Consider the following 15,806-nt stretch of genomic DNA (forward strand, 5'->3'; position numbering starts at 1 on the left):
TTAAATAATTCTTTAATTTTAGTATCAACACACACTCTTCGTTCTTGGCGCTTCTAAGCTTCTTTTTTTAACTTCTCAATATTTTTTTTATTTTATTTTTTATAAAGGTTGTATTATGCTTGAAATGAAAGCAAATTTATATTATAGGCAAATTTTAAAAGAATTTCCTTCTTCTTACTTTGCTGAAGATTCTACTAGGGTTATTATAGGTATTGATTGTGATTTTTATGATGCTAAGGATATCACTCTTAGCGAATTAAAGGCGAAATTTTATGAAAATGCTTCAAGAGAGCAAATTTGCAAATATTCTGGATTTTTTGGTGTTTTTAGTGCAAATTTTATTTCTTTGTTTGAGAATTTACCCTCAAATGAAAATAAAAATTATGATTTTCCAAATTTTTTATTTGCCAATGCTAAAGCTTATTTGGTTTATGAAAAAACTAGCAAAATGTTTTTTAAATACGGAGAAAATAAGTATTTTGATTTTTTAAAAGAAGATTTTGTTTTCGATAAAAAAGTTTGCGAATATAAAATCTTGCAGGATTTTCAAGAAGAAAAAAGAGATTTTATCCAAAGTGTGGAAAAAGCCAAGGAATATCTTTTAAGCGGAGACATTTTTCAAGTGGTTTTAAGCAAGCAGCTTTGCATAGAGCATAATTTTGATAGTTTTGAATTTTATGAAACTTTAAGTGAGTTAAATCCTAGTGCTTATATGTTTTATTTTCCGACTCAATATGGGGTTGTGTTGGGTTCTTCTCCAGAGTTTTTACTGAAAATAAAAAACAAAGAAATTTTTTTAGCTCCTATAGCAGGTACTCGAAATTTGGATGAAAATTCAGATATTTTAAAATTAGAAAAAGATCTTTTAAGCGATGAAAAAGAATTGAGTGAGCATAAAATGCTTGTTGATTTAGCTAGAAATGATGCATCTAAATTCGGTACAAATACGCGAGTTGAAAATCTTTTCAGTATAACAAGAAATAAATTTGTCATGCATATAGTCAGTGAAGTTTATGCGACGATGGATAAGCAAGCCAATATTTTTGATATTATAGGAGCGGTTTTTCCAGCAGGAACTTTAAGTGGTGCCCCAAAGATTAGAGCTTTAGAAATTATCAATGAGCTTGAAAATTTAGATAGAGGAGTTTATGGAGGCGCTGTTGGGTTTTTAAATTTTAATGAAGATGTGGTTTTAGCTATTATCATAAGATCGGCTTTTTTTAAAGAAAATAAAGCTTTTATAGCAAGTGGAGCGGGTATAGTTTTACAAAGTGATCCACAAAAAGAATATGAAGAAATTTGCGCTAAGCGTAAAGCTTTATTAGTAAGTTTTGAAAAAATGGCTAAAAGGAGTTAAAATGATACTTTTGATTGATAATTATGATTCTTTTGTTTTCAATATCAAATCCATGCTCGAAAATGTATACAAGGGTGAAATTTTAGTTGTTCGAAACGATAAAATCACTCTTGATGAAATCAAAGCTTTAAATCCAAACTATATCATTTTAAGTCCTGGTCCAAAACACCCAAAAGATAGTGGAGTGTGTCTTGAAATTTTTAAATCACGACCCAACATCCCTACGCTTGGAATTTGCTTAGGACATCAAGCTTTGGGTTTTAGTTTTAAGGCCGAAATTGCTAAATTGCAAAACCCTATGCATGCAAAAAATTCCTTAATTAAAATTTATAATAAAGATACAATTTTTAAAGATTTTGAAGATGAGGTGAGTGTGATGCGTTATCACTCTTTAGAAGTTAAAAATTTGCCCGATGATTTTGAAATTTTAGCTTTGAGTGATGATAATGTTATCATGGCTATGAAACATAAAACTTTACCTTATTTTGGCGTGCAGTTTCATCCTGAAAGTTATTTTAGCGAATACGGAATCAAAATTTTTGCTAATTTTTTAAATCAAGAAAAAGCAGTTCAGGATAAAAAACATACTCTTGGATTTTATTTGCAAAAAATGAGTGAAAATCATTATTTAGAAAGTGAAGACTTTTCAGAAATTTGCAAGATTATTATGAGTAGGGATTATGAGCCTTTACAAGCGGCTGCTTTACTTGTTTTAATCAGTGAAAAATCCCTCAATCAAAAATCATTAAGCAGTCTTGTGCGTGAAATTTTGCGTTATTCTAAAACCTTTAGTGATGAAAGCGATATGATAGATATATGTGGTACTGGAGGAGATAATTTTAAAAGTATCAATGTTTCAACAGCAAGTGCTTTTATTTTAGCAGCTTTAGGAGTAAAAGTAGCAAAACATGGGAATAGAGCGATTTCTAGTTCAAGTGGAAGCACCGATGTTTTAGATGCTTTGGATGTAAAAATTCCTGATAATTTAGAATGTGCTTTAAATGATTTGCAAAATAAAAATTTAGCCTTTTTTCATGCCCCGTATTTTCATCCTTTAGTAGGTGAGCTAAGAGAGCTTAGGGCAAAGCTTGGCATAAGAACTGTATTTAATGTTTTAGGGCCCTTACTTCATCCTAATTTAAAGCTTAAATATCAAATGATGGGAAATTATCATGCACCTGTGCATAAGCTTTTGGCTGAAGTTTTAAGATCACTAGGACGAAAAAGAGCTTTGGTGGTGCGTGGCAATGATGGCATGGATGAGATCAGTATTTGCGATGAAACAAAGATTTTTGAAGTAAGAGAGGGTGAAATTTATGAATACGGCGTTACACCCGAACAATTTGGTTTTAAGCGAGCTTTTCATAGTGAGATTATGGGTGGCAATGCTTATGAAAATGCTAAGGATTTAAAAGATATCTTAAGTGGAAAAATACAAGGGGCTAAATTTGATATCGTGGTTTTAAATTCTATGTTCGCACTTTATACAGCCAACAAAGTTTCAACACCTTTAAAAGCAAAAGATATTATTTTAGAGGCTATATATTCTGGCAAGGTGATGGAGTATTTTAGGAGTCTAAATGACAAAGCTTAAAATTTGTGGCATTAAGGATGAAAATAATGCCAAGGAAATCACTGAATTAAATGTTGATTTCATGGGGCTTATTTTCGCAAAAAGTCCTAGACAGCTTAGTTTAGAGCAAGCAATGAATTTAAGCGATATCATCCATGCGGGATTTAAAAAGAGTGTGGGGGTTTTTGTCGATGAAAATTTGGAATTTATTTTAAAAGCAATCAAACAAGCAAAGCTTGATGGAGTACAAATTCATAGAAAAATCAGTGAATTTGAGTTTAAAACCTTAAAAGAAAGTGGAGTTTTTGTTTGGCAGGTTTTAAGTGTAGGGGATTGTTTGGAATTGGAAGAAAATACTTATGCGGATTTAATTTTATTTGATACTAAGGGAAAATTTCATGGAGGCAATGGGGAAAGTTTTAACTGGGATCTTTTGAAAGACTTTAAAAAAGATTTTGCCTTAGCAGGAGGCATAGGAACTCATAATATCAATGAAGCTTTAAGTTTAAAACCAAAAATCATAGACTTAAATTCAAAGATAGAAAAGGAAAATCATTTAAAAGATGTGGAAAAAATCAAGTATATTTTAAAGGAGATGAGAAAATGAAAAAGGCGTATTATGGTGAATTTGGTGGGCAGTTTTTGCCTGAGAGTGCGATGTTTGCTTTAAATGAGCTTGAAGATGCTTTTTTAAAATTTGCACAGGATAAAGCCTTTAAAAAAGAGCTTCAAGAGCTTTTAACTACTTATGTAGGACGCCCCACTCCGCTTTATTTTGCTCGAAATTTAAGTAAAAAATACGGACATGAAATTTATCTTAAGCGTGAAGATTTAAACCATACAGGAGCACATAAAATCAACAATGCTATAGCGCAAGCACTTTTAGCAAAAAAAATGGGTAAGAAAAAAATCATTGCCGAAACAGGGGCAGGGCAGCATGGATTAGCAACTGCTACTGCTGCAGCACTTTTAGGACTTGAGTGTGAAATTTACATGGGAGCGACTGATGTACAACGACAAGCTTTAAATGTTTATAAAATGGAGCTTTTGGGAGCTAAGGTTAATGCTATACAAAGTGGACTTAAAACCTTAAAAGAAGCTACAACTGCTGCTATCCAAGCTTGGGTGGGGGATATTAAAAATCTTTTTTATGTGGTTGGAAGTGCCGTAGGACCTTATCCTTATCCTAAGATGGTTACACATTTTCAAAGCGTTATAGGAAAAGAATGCAAAAGTCAACTTAAAAAATTAGGTAAAAAAGTAGATTATATCATCGCTGCAGTAGGAGGTGGAAGCAATGCAGCAGGAATATTTTATGATTTTATCAAAGATGAAAATGTTAAACTTATAGGTATTGAAGCAGGGGGGCTTGGCATTGATACGCCTTATCATGCAGCGACTTTAACCAAGGGAAAAACAGGTATTATCCATGGTATGAAAACGAAGGTTTTGCAAGATGAATTAGGAAACATCTTACCTGTGCATAGTGTTTCTGCGGGACTTGATTATCCAGGAATTGGTCCTTTGCATGCTTTTTTATCTCAAAGTGGTAGGGCAAAATATTATGCCATTACCGATGAAGAATGCATGACGGCTTTAAAAATGCTTTGTAAGGAAGAGGGGATTATCCCTGCTATTGAGAGTTCTCATGCTTTGGCATTTTTGGAAAAACTTTGTCCTAAATTAAACAAAAAGAGCGTGATAGTGGTTAATTTATCAGGTAGAGGCGATAAAGATATGCAAACGATTAGAGAATATAAAAAAGGAACAATTTATGGTTGATTTTACAAAATTTTACAAGGATAAGGCAAATGTAGCTTATATGGTTTTAGGCTATCCAAATTTAAAAATTAGTGAAGAGTTTTTAAAGCGTTTGGATGAAAGTTCGATCGATGTTTTGGAATTAGGAATCGCATATAGTGATCCTATTGCTGATGGTGAGATCATCGCCAATGCTGCAAAAATTGCCCTAGAACAAGGCGCAGACATTCATAAAATATTTGAGCTTTTAGCCAAAATAAAAACAAAAAAAGCCCTTGTTTTTATGGTGTATTATAATTTAATTTTTTCCTACGGCTTAGAAAATTTTGTTAAAAAAGCCAAGGCTTTGGGAATTTCTGCTTTGATAGTTCCTGAGCTAAGTTATGAAGAAAGTAAGCCTTTGTATAAAGAATGTCAAAAGTATGACATAGCTTTGATTACTCTTGTAAGCATTACAACTCCTAAAGAGCGTGTTAAAGAACTTGTAAAAAATGCTAAGGGTTTTATTTATTTACTTGCTAGTGTAGGCATAACAGGAGGACAAAGTGCGGATAATAAACTTTTGCAAGAAAAAATACAAGAAATCCGATCTTTCACACAACTGCCTATTTATGTTGGTTTTGGGGTAAAAAATAACACAGATGTAAGAAATATGCGTAAACTAGCCGATGGAGTGATAGTAGGAACGAATATAGTAAAGCTTTTTGCAAGCAATGATGTAAATCAAATTTTAAAAGGTGTAGAAGAAATTTTTGAAAAATAATTTTTTAAAACATATTTTTATTTTATATTTACTATAATTTTTAACTAAGTTTTTTATAAAGGTGATATTATGTTGAAAGTTCTTGAATATTCAATAACACATTTTTTTGAACATATCCTAAGACTTCATATCGAAAAGGCTGAAGATATAGTAGGTGAACTTTATGGAGCCAGTATTCCTGTAATGGAAAAAAGTGGTAGAGAATATCATTTTTATTTATTTTTTCCAAAAGAATTTCTACAAACAATTGCTAATGTTTTAGTTTGTGATGAAAAATTTAAAGAAGATGATTGGTGTGATTTAAGTAAAGAATGCGCCAATCAAATCATAGGCTATGCAAAAAATTTACTCAATGATGCTAAGGGAGATGATGAGTATAAACTTGGCATACCAGAGTATTTAGGTAGGGTTGATTTTTCATCTATTATATTAGATGAATCTTTAACTTATAGCTTTGAAAATCATTATTTTAGAATAGGATATTGCAAATAATGAGCGATGATATAGAGTTTAACATTCATCATGGGCTTTTACAATCTTATGAAGATATCTTAGATATTACAGTAGATTTTGTAAGCGAACTTGGAACTACAAATATGAGTGTAGCGGAGCTTTTAAAACTTGAAGTAGGTTCGGTTATTGATCTTGAAAAGCCTGCTGGAGAAAGCGTTGAGCTTTATATCAATAAAAGAATTTTTGGCAAAGGCGAGGTTATGGTTTATGAGAAAAATTTAGCAATTAGAATTAATGAAATTCTAGATTCTAAAACCGTACTTCAATATTTCAAAAAAGAAATTTAATGAAAGTTTTATTATTAAGCATACTCGCACTGCCCCTTTTTGCTGTAGAATTAATCAGTTATAATATTTACGATAGAAATGATAGAGTAGATTTAATGCTATCTTTTGATAGTGCTTATGGGGGTAAAATTTCTCAGAAAAAAGAAAAAAATCTTACTCTTTTAACCTTGAGTGATTTAAAATACAGCAAAGAAGAACTCAAAAGTTTAAATTCAGGACTTGTGGATAAGATCAGTATCAGTTCTAAAGATAATAATACATATATCATGCTACAGAACAAAGAGCCAATCTCCTTAGAATTAAGCTCTATTAATGATAAATTTGGAGTTAGGATAAGAGCGGTTCAGCAAGGTAAAGAAAGTATAAATCCTGAACAAAGCAATTTAAGTACAAATGAAGAGCCGATTTTAAATTCTAAAAAGACAAGCTTAGAAGGCTATGATTATACAAATTACATTTTAGTAATGCTGGTTTTATTTGTCTTGCTTATAGTGCTTTGGTGGCTTAAGAGAACTTTAGCTTTTAAAAATACGGGTGTTTCTAGAGATTTTCGTATGATATTTCAAAGATTTTTAGATAAAAATAATCAATTGATAGTTTTTGAATACGCAAGCAAGCGTTATACTATGATAGTGGGCAATTCTAATATTGTATTAGAAGAGATTGAAATTCCAGATTATGAGCCAAAGGTTACAGAAAAATCTGAAAAAAATTTTGATTCTTTCTTTGAAGAGAATAAAAAGCGTATCCAAAGTCTTATAGAGCAACGCCAAAAGAATAAAAAATCTTAAGGCTTTTGATTGATAGCTAAGGCTATCGTGGCTGGTTTGGTAATTTTTTTCAGTTCATCTTTAGGTAGATCAAGAATTTTTGACTCACTATAAATATAAAGTGTATTGTTGGCAAAAGCAATTTCGATTTTATTTTCATTTGTGCTTAGTATTTTAGCTAAGCTAAGAATAAAATTCAACCAAGAAATGATATGCGTGTTTGGCAAAAGCTGTCTATAGGGCTCAAGATTATAAGGATTTACCTTCTTGCCATTTAATTTAATAAGAGTTGCAATCAACACTTTTTCTTGGTGTGAAAAGCCATAATTTAATCCATTTAAAATAAAATATGCAGAGTGTTCATTAGCAAAGTAAAAATTCAAATATTCACCCAAATGACAAAGTTTTGCGGCATTTAATAGGCTTTGTTGATATTTTTCATGGATTTTATGAAGACCCTGTAAGACTTTAAAAATTTGTATAGAAAAATAAGGTGTTTTGTTGTTTATATTTCCTTGAAGAAATCTATCTTGTAGAGATTTTAAACTAGGGTTAAAATTTACAGGAAAAGTGTGTTTAGGGCGTAGCAAATCTTGCAAGTACACACCCTCGCGAATGCCTACCCCGCTAGTAATGATTTGTTTGGCTTTGAGTTTTTCTGCTATTTTTAGAAAGATAAAAATACCCTCTTTAATAGTATCAAAACGATCTTTTTTGATACCAAAATTAATCAATGCATCTGCTTTAGAGTTAAAAATCTTCAAGATATGCTCTTTTTCATCTTCGAGCATATATCTAAAATCATGTATATTTTTTAAGGGATAAGAGTTTTTTTGCATAATGGAATTTGAAATGGCTCTTAAACTTCCACCTATTGCAATGAGATTTTGATTGCAAAATTCAGAAGGGATTTGTTCTAAAATGGGTTTGATAAAATCATCTAAAGCATCTGCTTTACCTTTATCATAGAACAATTCTTTTAATCTAACCGTTCCTAAGTCTAATGAAATACAAGAGATGATTTTATTGTTTTTTATAAGACAAAGTTCGCTTGAACCTCCACCTATGTCAAGTGTGGTGCCATCTTTAAAAGGACTTAATAAATTTAAGGTTGCAAGACCGCCAAGATAACTTTCGTTTTTTCCATCAATACATCGAATATTTAAGTTTAGCTTATCTTTAATTCTTTTAATAAAATCTTTAGAATTTGGAGCATCTCTTAAAGCTGAAGTACCTATAATGAATATTTTTTTACATTTGTGTTTGAGTGCACATTGTTTAAAAAAAGCTAGAGCATTTTCAGCCCTTTGCATAGAGTCTTCTTGAAGAATTTTGCCATTGTTATAAGCATTTTCTCCAAGTCTAACTTTGCGTTTGTATTCACAAGTAGTATAAAAACTATATCTCGAAGTTTTTTCAAAAACCACCATTCTAATGGAATTTGATCCTAAGTCTACAACAGCGGTTTTTTTTGCCATTAAAATTCTCTATTACGATTTTTTAATTTTAACTCTTCTATGCTTTCAACATTATCAGGATCAGGTATGATACATTCATAAGGACATGCCACTATACAAGCAGGTTCTGAAAAATCATTAACACACTCTGAACAAAGATCAGCATCAATCACATAGATAGGACTATGTTCATAAATAGCCTCATCTGGACACTCTTCTCTACAAGCATCACAACATACGCAATCTTTAGTAATCAAAAGAGCCATTATCACCTTTCAAATTTTAAAAATAATTTTTAGTTTATACAATAACAAAACTTAAATAAAATATAAAAAATAAATATAAAGATAAAAATTTTGCACCAAAGGGTGCAAAATGCTTAGGATTTTTTAGGAAAACAGAAGCGATATCCTCTGCGTCTAACAGTTTCTATAGTAGAGATATTTAAAGGCTTGTCCATTTTTTGGCGTATTTGATTGATCGCTACTTCAATTACATTAGGCGTAACAAGTTCAGGTTCTTCCCAAATAGCATCTAAAAGTTGTTCTTTAGATACAATTTGATCTGAATGTCTTGCTAAATGAGTTAAAACTTCAAAAGGCTTTCCTTTAAGTTCTATATCTTGGCCTTTATAGGTTATTTTCTCTTCATCAGGGTCAATAACTAAATCTTCTATTTTGATTACATTTGTACCACCAAGTCTAAGTCTTGCTTCTATTCTGGCCAATAAAATATCAAAATCTAAAGGTTTTTTTACAAAATCATCTGCTCCAGCTTTGAGTGCTTTAATTTCTGTATCTTTATCTGTTTTTGCAGACATGATCATCACAGAAGTTCTTGGAGACTTATGCTTAATTGTATTGACAAGTTCTGCACCATCGCCATCAGGCAAATTCCAGCTTGCAAGTACTAAGTCGTAGTGTCTTATACCGATAAAATATTCACCGTCTTTGAAATTTTCTGAAGAGTCAGTTTGATAACCAAATTCATTAAGATTATCTATAATAGTTTTATTAAGGCTAATCTCATCCTCTATAACTAAAATCCTCATCATTATATCCTTCATTAAGAAATTTTTAAAAAAGTATAACATAGTTTAAGTAAATGTTTAGATATCTTTAAACAAAATTTAATAAAATTTTTTTAATTTTACACCAACTCTTGCATTTTTGATTATTTCAGGTTTATAAGTTTTGATTTTAATATAGTAAATTTGCGGAAATTTTCTATGTAATTTCGCACAAATAAATTCTAAAGATTCTTCTAGGGTAAGAAATTGTTCTTTTTTATAGTATTTTTTGATTCTTTTTGATACCTTGGCATAATCTAAAAAATCATTTGCTTTAGCTGTAAGATAAATACAAACCTTTTGTTTTTTCTTGCGTTCAAATTTTAATATTCCTATAATGCATTTAAACTGCATTTTGATATTTATATGACTTTGCATTCTTCTTTAAAAACCAATCTTTTGATATTGGGTAAGTGTTTATAAATGATTATAAAAGCTATAATAAATACAGGTGCATGCGTTTTTATAGTTTGCATATCATAATTAAAGATAAAAGAACTTCCTATAAAAACTAATAAAGCCAATAAAGACGCTAAGGATGAAATTTTAAAAATTTTACCCACGATAAACCAAACTATAAATGCTGTTATGAGTTCCAAAGGTAAAAGTACTATCATAGCACCCGCTCCAGTTGCAACCCCTTTGCCGCCTTCAAATAAAAGATAGATGGAAAAGCAATGTCCAAATACCGTTAAAACTGCGACAGTCCAAAGTAAATTTAAATCATAATTTAAAAATTTAAGTACGAGTAAGGGTATAGTTGCTTTTGCAAAGTCTAAAACAATAGTAGCGATTGCAAGTTTTTTAGCTAAAGCTGGATCTTTTTCTTTAACAACCCTTAATACATTGGTTGCGCCTATACTTTTTGAGCCTTGATTTTGTATATTGATTTGAGCAAATTGCTTGGCTAAAATTAAACCAAAAGGAATAGAGCCTAAAAGATAAGCAATTGCATAAATGATTAAATTTTCCATTATTAACCTTAAGAAATAATTGAAGCATTATATGCAAAAAAAATAAATAAATCAAAAAAATAGGATATATTTTGTATTAATTAATTATTAATATTATTTAATAATTTTTATAAATATTTAAGCAATAAAACTATATTATATTAGTTTAAGTTTATATCTAAAAGTAAAGGAGTTTGTAAATGAAAGTCAAATCGTTATTGATTGCATCATTAGTTGCTTTTTCAAGTTTAAATGCTCAAAGTCTTATAGAAGAGGCTAAAAATTCAGGTTTAGTTGCCTTACCAAAAGATCAAAAAGGCGTGGATGAGATTTTGAAAGCAAATGGAGTAAAGGCTACTGAATTTACTCTTGATAAAGTTGAGCTTGGTAAAAAACTTTATTTTGAGCCTCGTCTTTCAAAAAGTGGAATTATTTCATGTAATACCTGTCACAATCTAGGACTTGGTGGAGCCGATGGTATCAGTGCAGCAGTGGGACATAAATGGACTGCAAACCCTCATCATTTAAATTCCCCAACTGTATATAATGCTGTTTTAAACACGACTCAATTTTGGGATGGGCGTGCAGGAACTTTAGCGGATCAGGCCAAAGGACCTATTGAATCTGAAGCTGAAATGGCAACTCCAGCAAAATTAGCTGTAGAAAAAATCGCTTCTTTACCTGAATATGTTAAAGAATTTAAGAAAATTTATGGCAAAAGTGGTGTAAATTTTGACAATATTGCTGATGCGATAGCAAATTTTGAAAGAACTTTAATCACTCCATCTCGCTTTGATAATTTCTTAAATGGAGATGAAAAAGCTTTAACTAAAGAGGAGCAAAAAGGTTTAAAACTTTTCATTGACAAAGGTTGTGTAGCTTGTCATAATGGTGTGAATTTAGGTGGAAATATGCAAGCATTTGAGGTTGCAGGTAAGTATAAATTTGCAAATTTGGGTGATTTTAAAGGAGATGAAAATGGTATGGTTAAAACTCCAACTTTAAGAAATGTAGTTGAGACAGCTCCATATTTCCACAATGGTGCGATATGGAAATTAACCGATGCAATTAAAGAAATGGGTAGTGTGCAACTTGGCATTCAAATTTCTGATAAAGAGGCAAAAAGTATAGAAACTTTCTTAAAATCTTTAACTGGAACTAAACCAGCAGTGGTTTATCCTCAACTCCCTGTTTCTACAGAAAAAACTCCAAAGCCTGAACTATAAGGCTTATCAAACCCTAAATCTTTTTAGGGTTTGTTTAAATTTCTTTATCCTAGCTTTGCTATAATTTCTAGAATTTCATTGAGAAAGGTTTAATGATGAAACTTTTTGGGACAGATGGCGTTCGTGGAAAAGCGGGTGAATTTTTAGATAGTTTTTTAGCCATGCGTCTTGCTATGGCCGCTGGAATTTATTTTAAAGATAAGAGTGTTACAAATAATATTTTAGTAGGTAAAGATACAAGAAGAAGTGGTTATATGATAGAAAATGCTATTGTTTCAGGTCTTACTTCTATAGGATATAATGTGATACAAATAGGCCCTATGCCAACGCCTGCAATTGCATTTTTAACTGAAGATATGCGTTGTGATGCGGGTATTATGATTTCAGCCTCACACAATCCTTATTATGATAACGGGATTAAATTTTTTGATGCACACGGGAATAAGCTTAGCGAAGATATAGAAAAAAAGATTGAAGAAATTTATTATGATGATAAGCTTATCCAAAGCTCTAAAGTTGATATGGAGAAAATTGGCCAAGCTAAAAGAATTGATGATGTTATAGGAAGATATATTGTTTCTATTAAGAATTCCTTCCCTAAGGATTTAACTCTAAAATCATTGCGTGTAGTTTTAGATGTAGCTCATGGAGCGGCTTATAAGGTAGCTCCGACTGTTTTTAAAGAACTGGGAGCTGAAGTTATAGTAATGAGTGATAAACCTAATGGGCTCAATATCAATGAAAATTGCGGAGCCTTGTATCCTTCAAATTTAGCCGCTGAAGTAAAGCGTTTGCGTGCAGATGTTGGTTTTGCTTTTGATGGAGATGCGGATCGTTTGGTAGTGGTAGATGAAAAGGGTGAAGTAGCAAATGGAGATAGCCTGCTTGGAGTTTTAGCTCTTTTCTTAAAAGAACAGGGCAAATTAAAATCCAGTGTGGTAGCTACTATCATGAGCAATGGGGCTTTGAAAGAATTTTTAAATGGACATGGCATAGAGCTCGATACTTGTAATGTAGGCGATAAATATGTACTTGAGAAATTAAAAGCTAGGAGTGGAAACTTTGGCGGAGAGCAAAGTGGGCATATTATTTTTAGCGATTATGCAAAAACAGGCGATGGTCTTATAGCAGCTTTACAATTTAGCGCTTTGATGCTTTGTAAGAAAAAATCTGCAAGTACTATTTTAGGACAAATCAAACCCTATCCACAACTTTTAACCAATCTTAAAATTTCAGAAAAAAAAGATTTGGATAAAATTAAAGGTTTGAAGGAATTAAAACAAGATTTGGAAAATAAAAATATTAATGTGTTATTTCGCTATTCTGGAACAGAAAATTTGATCAGACTTTTACTAGAAGCTAAAGATGCTAAAATTTTAGAAAAAGAAATGAAAAATGTAGTTGAATTTTTCAAGAAAGCATTAAATGGTTAAAAGATATAAAACTATCTTGATCTTCATTTTAGTTTTTATTGCAGTTTTTGCTTTTGATCAGTGGGTAAAATCTTTAACTTTATCGGGTTTGCGTTGGCAAAGTGAGTATTTGGATTTAACTTATGCTCTAAACACAGGAGTTGCTTTTTCTATGTTTAGTTTTTTAGAGCATTATTTAAAATACTTACATTTAGCCTTGATATTGGCGCTTGTTATATACCTTTTGTGGCAAAAACAATTCTTAAGAGAACATTTAGTGGCTTTTGGTATGATGCTAGGGGCGGGGTGTTCGAATTTACTTGATCGTTTTATACATGGGGGAGTAGTGGATATGTTTTTTTGGCATAAATGGTTTCATTTTGCTATTTTTAATGTAGCAGATGTGATGATAAACATAAGCGTTGCCTTAATCTTAATAAAAGAAATTTTTATAAAAAAGGAAAAAAATGACAGAATGGATTAATGAGTATTATTTTTGGATTAAATGGGTGCATTATTTAGCATTTGTTTCTTGGATGGCAGGACTTTTTTATTTGCCTCGTTTGTTTGTATATCATGCAGAAAATAAAAACAATAAAGGTTTTGTTGATGTTGTAAAGATACAAGAAAGAAGACTTTATTTTGGTATACAAAATCCAGCGATGATAGCAACGGTTATTAGTGGGAGTTTAATGTTACATGCTCATAAAGAAGTTTTGATGGTGGGTTCTGGCTTTATGCATGCAAAACTTACCTGTGCTACGCTTTTAATCATTTTTCATATACATAATTATTTTTGCTTAAAAGCTTTGGCGAATGATACTTCTAAAAAAAGCGGAAGATATTTTAGAATTTATAATGAATTTCCTACTTTAATGTTTATTATCATTGTTTTAATGATGGTGATTCGTCCGTTTTAATTTTCATTTCTATTTAATTTCAAAAAAAGAAATTAAATAGAACTTATATTTTCTTTCATTATATTGATAAAATCTTTATTTTTTAAGCGCTTACTATCTCTAAATACCGCGCGCACAAGATCCATTCCTGTGTAAAAATCCTTCATTAAGACCACAAAGAGATACTGTCCAAATTCACTTGTGATTAAGGCGCCATTTTCTTTTTTGATAGCATTGCTTATTTTAAGTCCTAAAAGTTCTTTGAAGAGTTCTTTTTCAAGATCACAATTAAGGGTTTGATTGAATTTATCAATTTGTATTTTCCCTGCAAACATTTCAGTTAAAAATATGTATTTGATAATCTCTTTTCGTGTAAAACTCGCTTTTGCTATATTGGCATTTTGTTTTTCTTGTATCATTTTTGCATAATCATTTAAATCAAAAGCATTGATAAGTAACTCCCCATCTAAAAAGCTAAAAGCCCCACTTCCAATGCCTAGATATTCATGATGAGAGCTTACATATTCATCGTTGAGTTGATTTTTTTCTAAAGAAAAACTCCAGCCATTATTTTGCTGATAATCCTTGAAAAAATTTCGTATCATTTGATAGTATTTAAATTCATTATCTTTAGTTTCAACACCAAGACTTTTGGCTATATTGTCTTTGGTTAGATTGGATTTCATTAAAGGATAGGTTGTGATTTGTTGAGGAGCTAAATTTTTAGCGATTTTTAAATCATTTAAAAGCTGTTCTTCTGTTTGTGAGGGGAAATTAAAAATTAAATCAAGGCTAAAAATTGGCAAAATTCCCAAAGCTTTTGAAATTTTTTCTTGTAATTGTTTAGAAGAACCAAATTTATTATATCTTGCTATTTTTTTTAAAATTTCATCATTAAAACTTTGAATTCCACAGCTTAAACGATCGATTATACCTTTAAACATAGAGAGTTTTTCAGGAATTATATGATTAGGATCGCTTTCGCAAGAAATTTCTTTGATATTGAAAAGTTTTTTACAAAGTTCTAGAGTTTTTAGTAATTCATTTTCATTAATCAATGTTGTTCCGCCCCCTACATACATTGAGCTAAAATCAAAACCTTTATCTTTTATAAGCATAAGCTCTTTTCTTAAATTTTCAAAATAAATTTTAGCCAATTCCTCATCATAATAGTATTTATGAAAACTACAATAAGGACAAAAGGTATGACAAAAGGGTATGTGAGCATAAAGCATATAAGTTTTATCTTTTTTGGCTTGTTTTTCTTGAGGATTTTTCAAAAGTTCGACATTGAAACTTTTATGCAAAGATTTTTCCATCATAGCATGAGAATATTTTAAAGCCAAATTTTGAAATAAATTCATTAACCCACCTTAAAGTAGAAAATATAATATAACTTTATCAATTTTTTATTAAATCAAGTGTAAATTTTTTTTATTTTTAGCAAAAAAATGCTATAACTTTCAAAATAATTAGAAAGGATGGCTTATGGATAAAACAAAAGTAGTAGAAAATTTAAACGCATTGTTTAAACAAAGGGCGGAATTTTATTCTTATTTTGATAAGAATATTTCAAAAGTTGGCAATACTGAAGTATTTGACTTTAGCAATGCTAAGGACTTAAATGCAGAGGAAGTTTATAAGCAATTTTATCATTTAGATTATGCGATGAGAAAATTATTACCAGCTATTTATAAAGCATATGAGGTTAGTGATTCTGATTTAAATAGAGATTTTTAAAAATAAGCTCTAATTTAGAGAGTAAG

At 30.7% G+C, this 15,806-nt stretch carries 19 protein-coding genes; 13 read left to right on the plus strand and 6 right to left on the minus strand.

The genetic code is table 11. From position 1 onward, the window contains the following. Window positions 1-115: 115 nt before the first annotated feature. The 8 genes from BGS43_RS08655 (at window position 116) to BGS43_RS08690 (ending at window position 7,045) form a co-directional block, all read left to right on the plus strand. On the plus strand, window positions 116-1,357 hold the full coding sequence (locus BGS43_RS08655; RefSeq protein ID WP_002778232.1) for an anthranilate synthase component I family protein: 1,242 nt from the start codon (window positions 116-118) through the stop codon (window positions 1,355-1,357). Between the two features lies 1 nt (window position 1,358). Then, window positions 1,359-2,951, plus strand: coding sequence for an anthranilate phosphoribosyltransferase (trpD, locus tag BGS43_RS08660; protein WP_002787520.1), 1,593 nt, complete (start codon window positions 1,359-1,361; stop codon window positions 2,949-2,951). Then, entirely contained in the window at window positions 2,938-3,537 is a 600-nt protein-coding gene (locus BGS43_RS08665) for a phosphoribosylanthranilate isomerase (protein WP_025398710.1), read from the plus strand. The genes trpD and BGS43_RS08665 overlap by 14 nt, the downstream gene beginning before the upstream one ends. Beyond that, on the plus strand, window positions 3,534-4,712 hold the full coding sequence (gene trpB / locus BGS43_RS08670; RefSeq protein ID WP_025398711.1) for a tryptophan synthase subunit beta: 1,179 nt from the start codon (window positions 3,534-3,536) through the stop codon (window positions 4,710-4,712). The genes BGS43_RS08665 and trpB overlap by 4 nt, the downstream gene beginning before the upstream one ends. Further along, complete coding sequence (trpA, locus tag BGS43_RS08675; protein WP_002778239.1) at window positions 4,705-5,454, plus strand: tryptophan synthase subunit alpha; 750 nt, start codon at window positions 4,705-4,707, stop codon at window positions 5,452-5,454. The genes trpB and trpA overlap by 8 nt, the downstream gene beginning before the upstream one ends. Before the next feature lie 69 nt (window positions 5,455-5,523). Next, window positions 5,524-5,946, plus strand: coding sequence for a hypothetical protein (locus tag BGS43_RS08680; protein ID WP_002824737.1), 423 nt, complete (start codon window positions 5,524-5,526; stop codon window positions 5,944-5,946). Next, complete coding sequence (gene fliN / locus BGS43_RS08685; protein WP_002824739.1) at window positions 5,946-6,254, plus strand: flagellar motor switch protein FliN; 309 nt, start codon at window positions 5,946-5,948, stop codon at window positions 6,252-6,254. The genes BGS43_RS08680 and fliN overlap by 1 nt, the downstream gene beginning before the upstream one ends. After that, a complete protein-coding gene (locus BGS43_RS08690; protein WP_025398713.1) occupies window positions 6,254-7,045 on the plus strand; it encodes a hypothetical protein in 792 nt (263 codons plus the stop codon). The genes fliN and BGS43_RS08690 overlap by 1 nt, the downstream gene beginning before the upstream one ends. Here BGS43_RS08690 and BGS43_RS08695 read toward each other — a convergent pair. The 5 genes from BGS43_RS08695 to plsY form a co-directional block, all read right to left on the minus strand. Continuing rightward, complete coding sequence (locus tag BGS43_RS08695; protein ID WP_002791342.1) at window positions 7,042-8,502, minus strand: Ppx/GppA phosphatase family protein; 1,461 nt, start codon at window positions 8,500-8,502, stop codon at window positions 7,042-7,044. The two genes, BGS43_RS08690 and BGS43_RS08695, sit on opposite strands and share 4 nt — an antisense overlap. Next, window positions 8,502-8,747 carry a YfhL family 4Fe-4S dicluster ferredoxin gene (locus BGS43_RS08700; protein ID WP_002778244.1) on the minus strand — a complete coding sequence of 82 codons (246 nt, stop codon included), beginning with the start codon at window positions 8,745-8,747 and terminating at the stop codon, window positions 8,502-8,504. Before BGS43_RS08700 ends, BGS43_RS08695 begins: the two co-directional genes overlap by 1 nt. 113 nt (window positions 8,748-8,860) lie before the next feature. Continuing rightward, window positions 8,861-9,532 (minus strand): homeostatic response regulator transcription factor HsrA, encoded by a 672-nt coding sequence (gene hsrA, locus BGS43_RS08705; RefSeq protein WP_002824741.1) that lies wholly within the window; start codon window positions 9,530-9,532, stop codon window positions 8,861-8,863. A gap of 78 nt (window positions 9,533-9,610) precedes the next feature. After that, the gene (locus tag BGS43_RS08710; protein ID WP_096569452.1) at window positions 9,611-9,928 is read right to left on the minus strand and encodes a dihydroneopterin aldolase; all 318 of its coding nucleotides are present in this window, start codon (window positions 9,926-9,928) and stop codon (window positions 9,611-9,613) included. After that, on the minus strand, window positions 9,913-10,524 hold the full coding sequence (gene plsY, locus BGS43_RS08715) for a glycerol-3-phosphate 1-O-acyltransferase PlsY (RefSeq protein ID WP_002778250.1): 612 nt from the start codon (window positions 10,522-10,524) through the stop codon (window positions 9,913-9,915). Before plsY ends, BGS43_RS08710 begins: the two co-directional genes overlap by 16 nt. 179 nt (window positions 10,525-10,703) lie before the next feature. On the opposite strand from plsY, the gene BGS43_RS08720 reads away from it, so the two are divergent. The 4 genes from BGS43_RS08720 (at window position 10,704) to hemJ (ending at window position 14,061) form a co-directional block, all read left to right on the plus strand. Further along, window positions 10,704-11,729, plus strand: coding sequence for a cytochrome-c peroxidase (locus tag BGS43_RS08720; RefSeq protein ID WP_002778252.1), 1,026 nt, complete (start codon window positions 10,704-10,706; stop codon window positions 11,727-11,729). 95 nt (window positions 11,730-11,824) lie between these two features. Then, the gene (gene glmM, locus BGS43_RS08725; RefSeq protein ID WP_002824746.1) at window positions 11,825-13,162 is read left to right on the plus strand and encodes a phosphoglucosamine mutase; all 1,338 of its coding nucleotides are present in this window, start codon (window positions 11,825-11,827) and stop codon (window positions 13,160-13,162) included. Further along, complete coding sequence (lspA, locus tag BGS43_RS08730) at window positions 13,155-13,625, plus strand: signal peptidase II (protein WP_002778269.1); 471 nt, start codon at window positions 13,155-13,157, stop codon at window positions 13,623-13,625. Before glmM ends, lspA begins: the two co-directional genes overlap by 8 nt. Continuing rightward, window positions 13,609-14,061, plus strand: a complete 453-nt coding sequence (gene hemJ / locus BGS43_RS08735) for a protoporphyrinogen oxidase HemJ (RefSeq protein WP_002824748.1) — start codon at window positions 13,609-13,611, stop codon at window positions 14,059-14,061. The genes lspA and hemJ overlap by 17 nt, the downstream gene beginning before the upstream one ends. A gap of 32 nt (window positions 14,062-14,093) precedes the next feature. Here hemJ and BGS43_RS08740 read toward each other — a convergent pair whose 3' ends face one another. Further along, the gene (locus BGS43_RS08740; RefSeq protein ID WP_002795435.1) at window positions 14,094-15,404 is read right to left on the minus strand and encodes a coproporphyrinogen III oxidase family protein; all 1,311 of its coding nucleotides are present in this window, start codon (window positions 15,402-15,404) and stop codon (window positions 14,094-14,096) included. Between the two features lie 124 nt (window positions 15,405-15,528). Here BGS43_RS08740 and cmeU point away from each other — a divergent pair, with 124 nt between their 5' ends. Then, window positions 15,529-15,780, plus strand: a complete 252-nt coding sequence (cmeU, locus tag BGS43_RS08745) for a CmeU family protein (RefSeq protein ID WP_002778275.1) — start codon at window positions 15,529-15,531, stop codon at window positions 15,778-15,780. The last annotated feature ends 26 nt before the right edge of the window (window positions 15,781-15,806 follow it).

Origin of the sequence: Campylobacter sp. 110 (assembly GCF_002383965.1) — a bacterium.
Classification (GTDB): Bacteria; Campylobacterota; Campylobacteria; order Campylobacterales; family Campylobacteraceae; genus Campylobacter_D; species Campylobacter_D coli.

Bases quoted from the DNA above. Each gene is read 5' to 3' on its own strand.
- BGS43_RS08655 (WP_002778232.1), top strand. From the start codon at position 116: ATGCTTGAAATGAAAGCAAATTTATATTATAGGCAAATTTTAAAAGAA.
- trpD (WP_002787520.1), top strand. From the start codon at position 1,359: ATGATACTTTTGATTGATAATTATGATTCTTTTGTTTTCAATATCAAA.
- BGS43_RS08665 (WP_025398710.1), top strand. From the start codon at position 2,938: ATGACAAAGCTTAAAATTTGTGGCATTAAGGATGAAAATAATGCCAAG.
- trpB (WP_025398711.1), top strand. From the start codon at position 3,534: ATGAAAAAGGCGTATTATGGTGAATTTGGTGGGCAGTTTTTGCCTGAG.
- trpA (WP_002778239.1), top strand. From the start codon at position 4,705: ATGGTTGATTTTACAAAATTTTACAAGGATAAGGCAAATGTAGCTTAT.
- BGS43_RS08680 (WP_002824737.1), top strand. From the start codon at position 5,524: ATGTTGAAAGTTCTTGAATATTCAATAACACATTTTTTTGAACATATC.
- fliN (WP_002824739.1), top strand. From the start codon at position 5,946: ATGAGCGATGATATAGAGTTTAACATTCATCATGGGCTTTTACAATCT.
- BGS43_RS08690 (WP_025398713.1), top strand. From the start codon at position 6,254: ATGAAAGTTTTATTATTAAGCATACTCGCACTGCCCCTTTTTGCTGTA.
- BGS43_RS08695 (WP_002791342.1), bottom strand. From the start codon at position 8,502: ATGGCAAAAAAAACCGCTGTTGTAGACTTAGGATCAAATTCCATTAGA.
- BGS43_RS08700 (WP_002778244.1), bottom strand. From the start codon at position 8,747: ATGGCTCTTTTGATTACTAAAGATTGCGTATGTTGTGATGCTTGTAGA.
- hsrA (WP_002824741.1), bottom strand. From the start codon at position 9,532: ATGAGGATTTTAGTTATAGAGGATGAGATTAGCCTTAATAAAACTATT.
- BGS43_RS08710 (WP_096569452.1), bottom strand. From the start codon at position 9,928: ATGCAAAGTCATATAAATATCAAAATGCAGTTTAAATGCATTATAGGA.
- plsY (WP_002778250.1), bottom strand. From the start codon at position 10,524: ATGGAAAATTTAATCATTTATGCAATTGCTTATCTTTTAGGCTCTATT.
- BGS43_RS08720 (WP_002778252.1), top strand. From the start codon at position 10,704: ATGAAAGTCAAATCGTTATTGATTGCATCATTAGTTGCTTTTTCAAGT.
- glmM (WP_002824746.1), top strand. From the start codon at position 11,825: ATGAAACTTTTTGGGACAGATGGCGTTCGTGGAAAAGCGGGTGAATTT.
- lspA (WP_002778269.1), top strand. From the start codon at position 13,155: ATGGTTAAAAGATATAAAACTATCTTGATCTTCATTTTAGTTTTTATT.
- hemJ (WP_002824748.1), top strand. From the start codon at position 13,609: ATGACAGAATGGATTAATGAGTATTATTTTTGGATTAAATGGGTGCAT.
- BGS43_RS08740 (WP_002795435.1), bottom strand. From the start codon at position 15,404: ATGAATTTATTTCAAAATTTGGCTTTAAAATATTCTCATGCTATGATG.
- cmeU (WP_002778275.1), top strand. From the start codon at position 15,529: ATGGATAAAACAAAAGTAGTAGAAAATTTAAACGCATTGTTTAAACAA.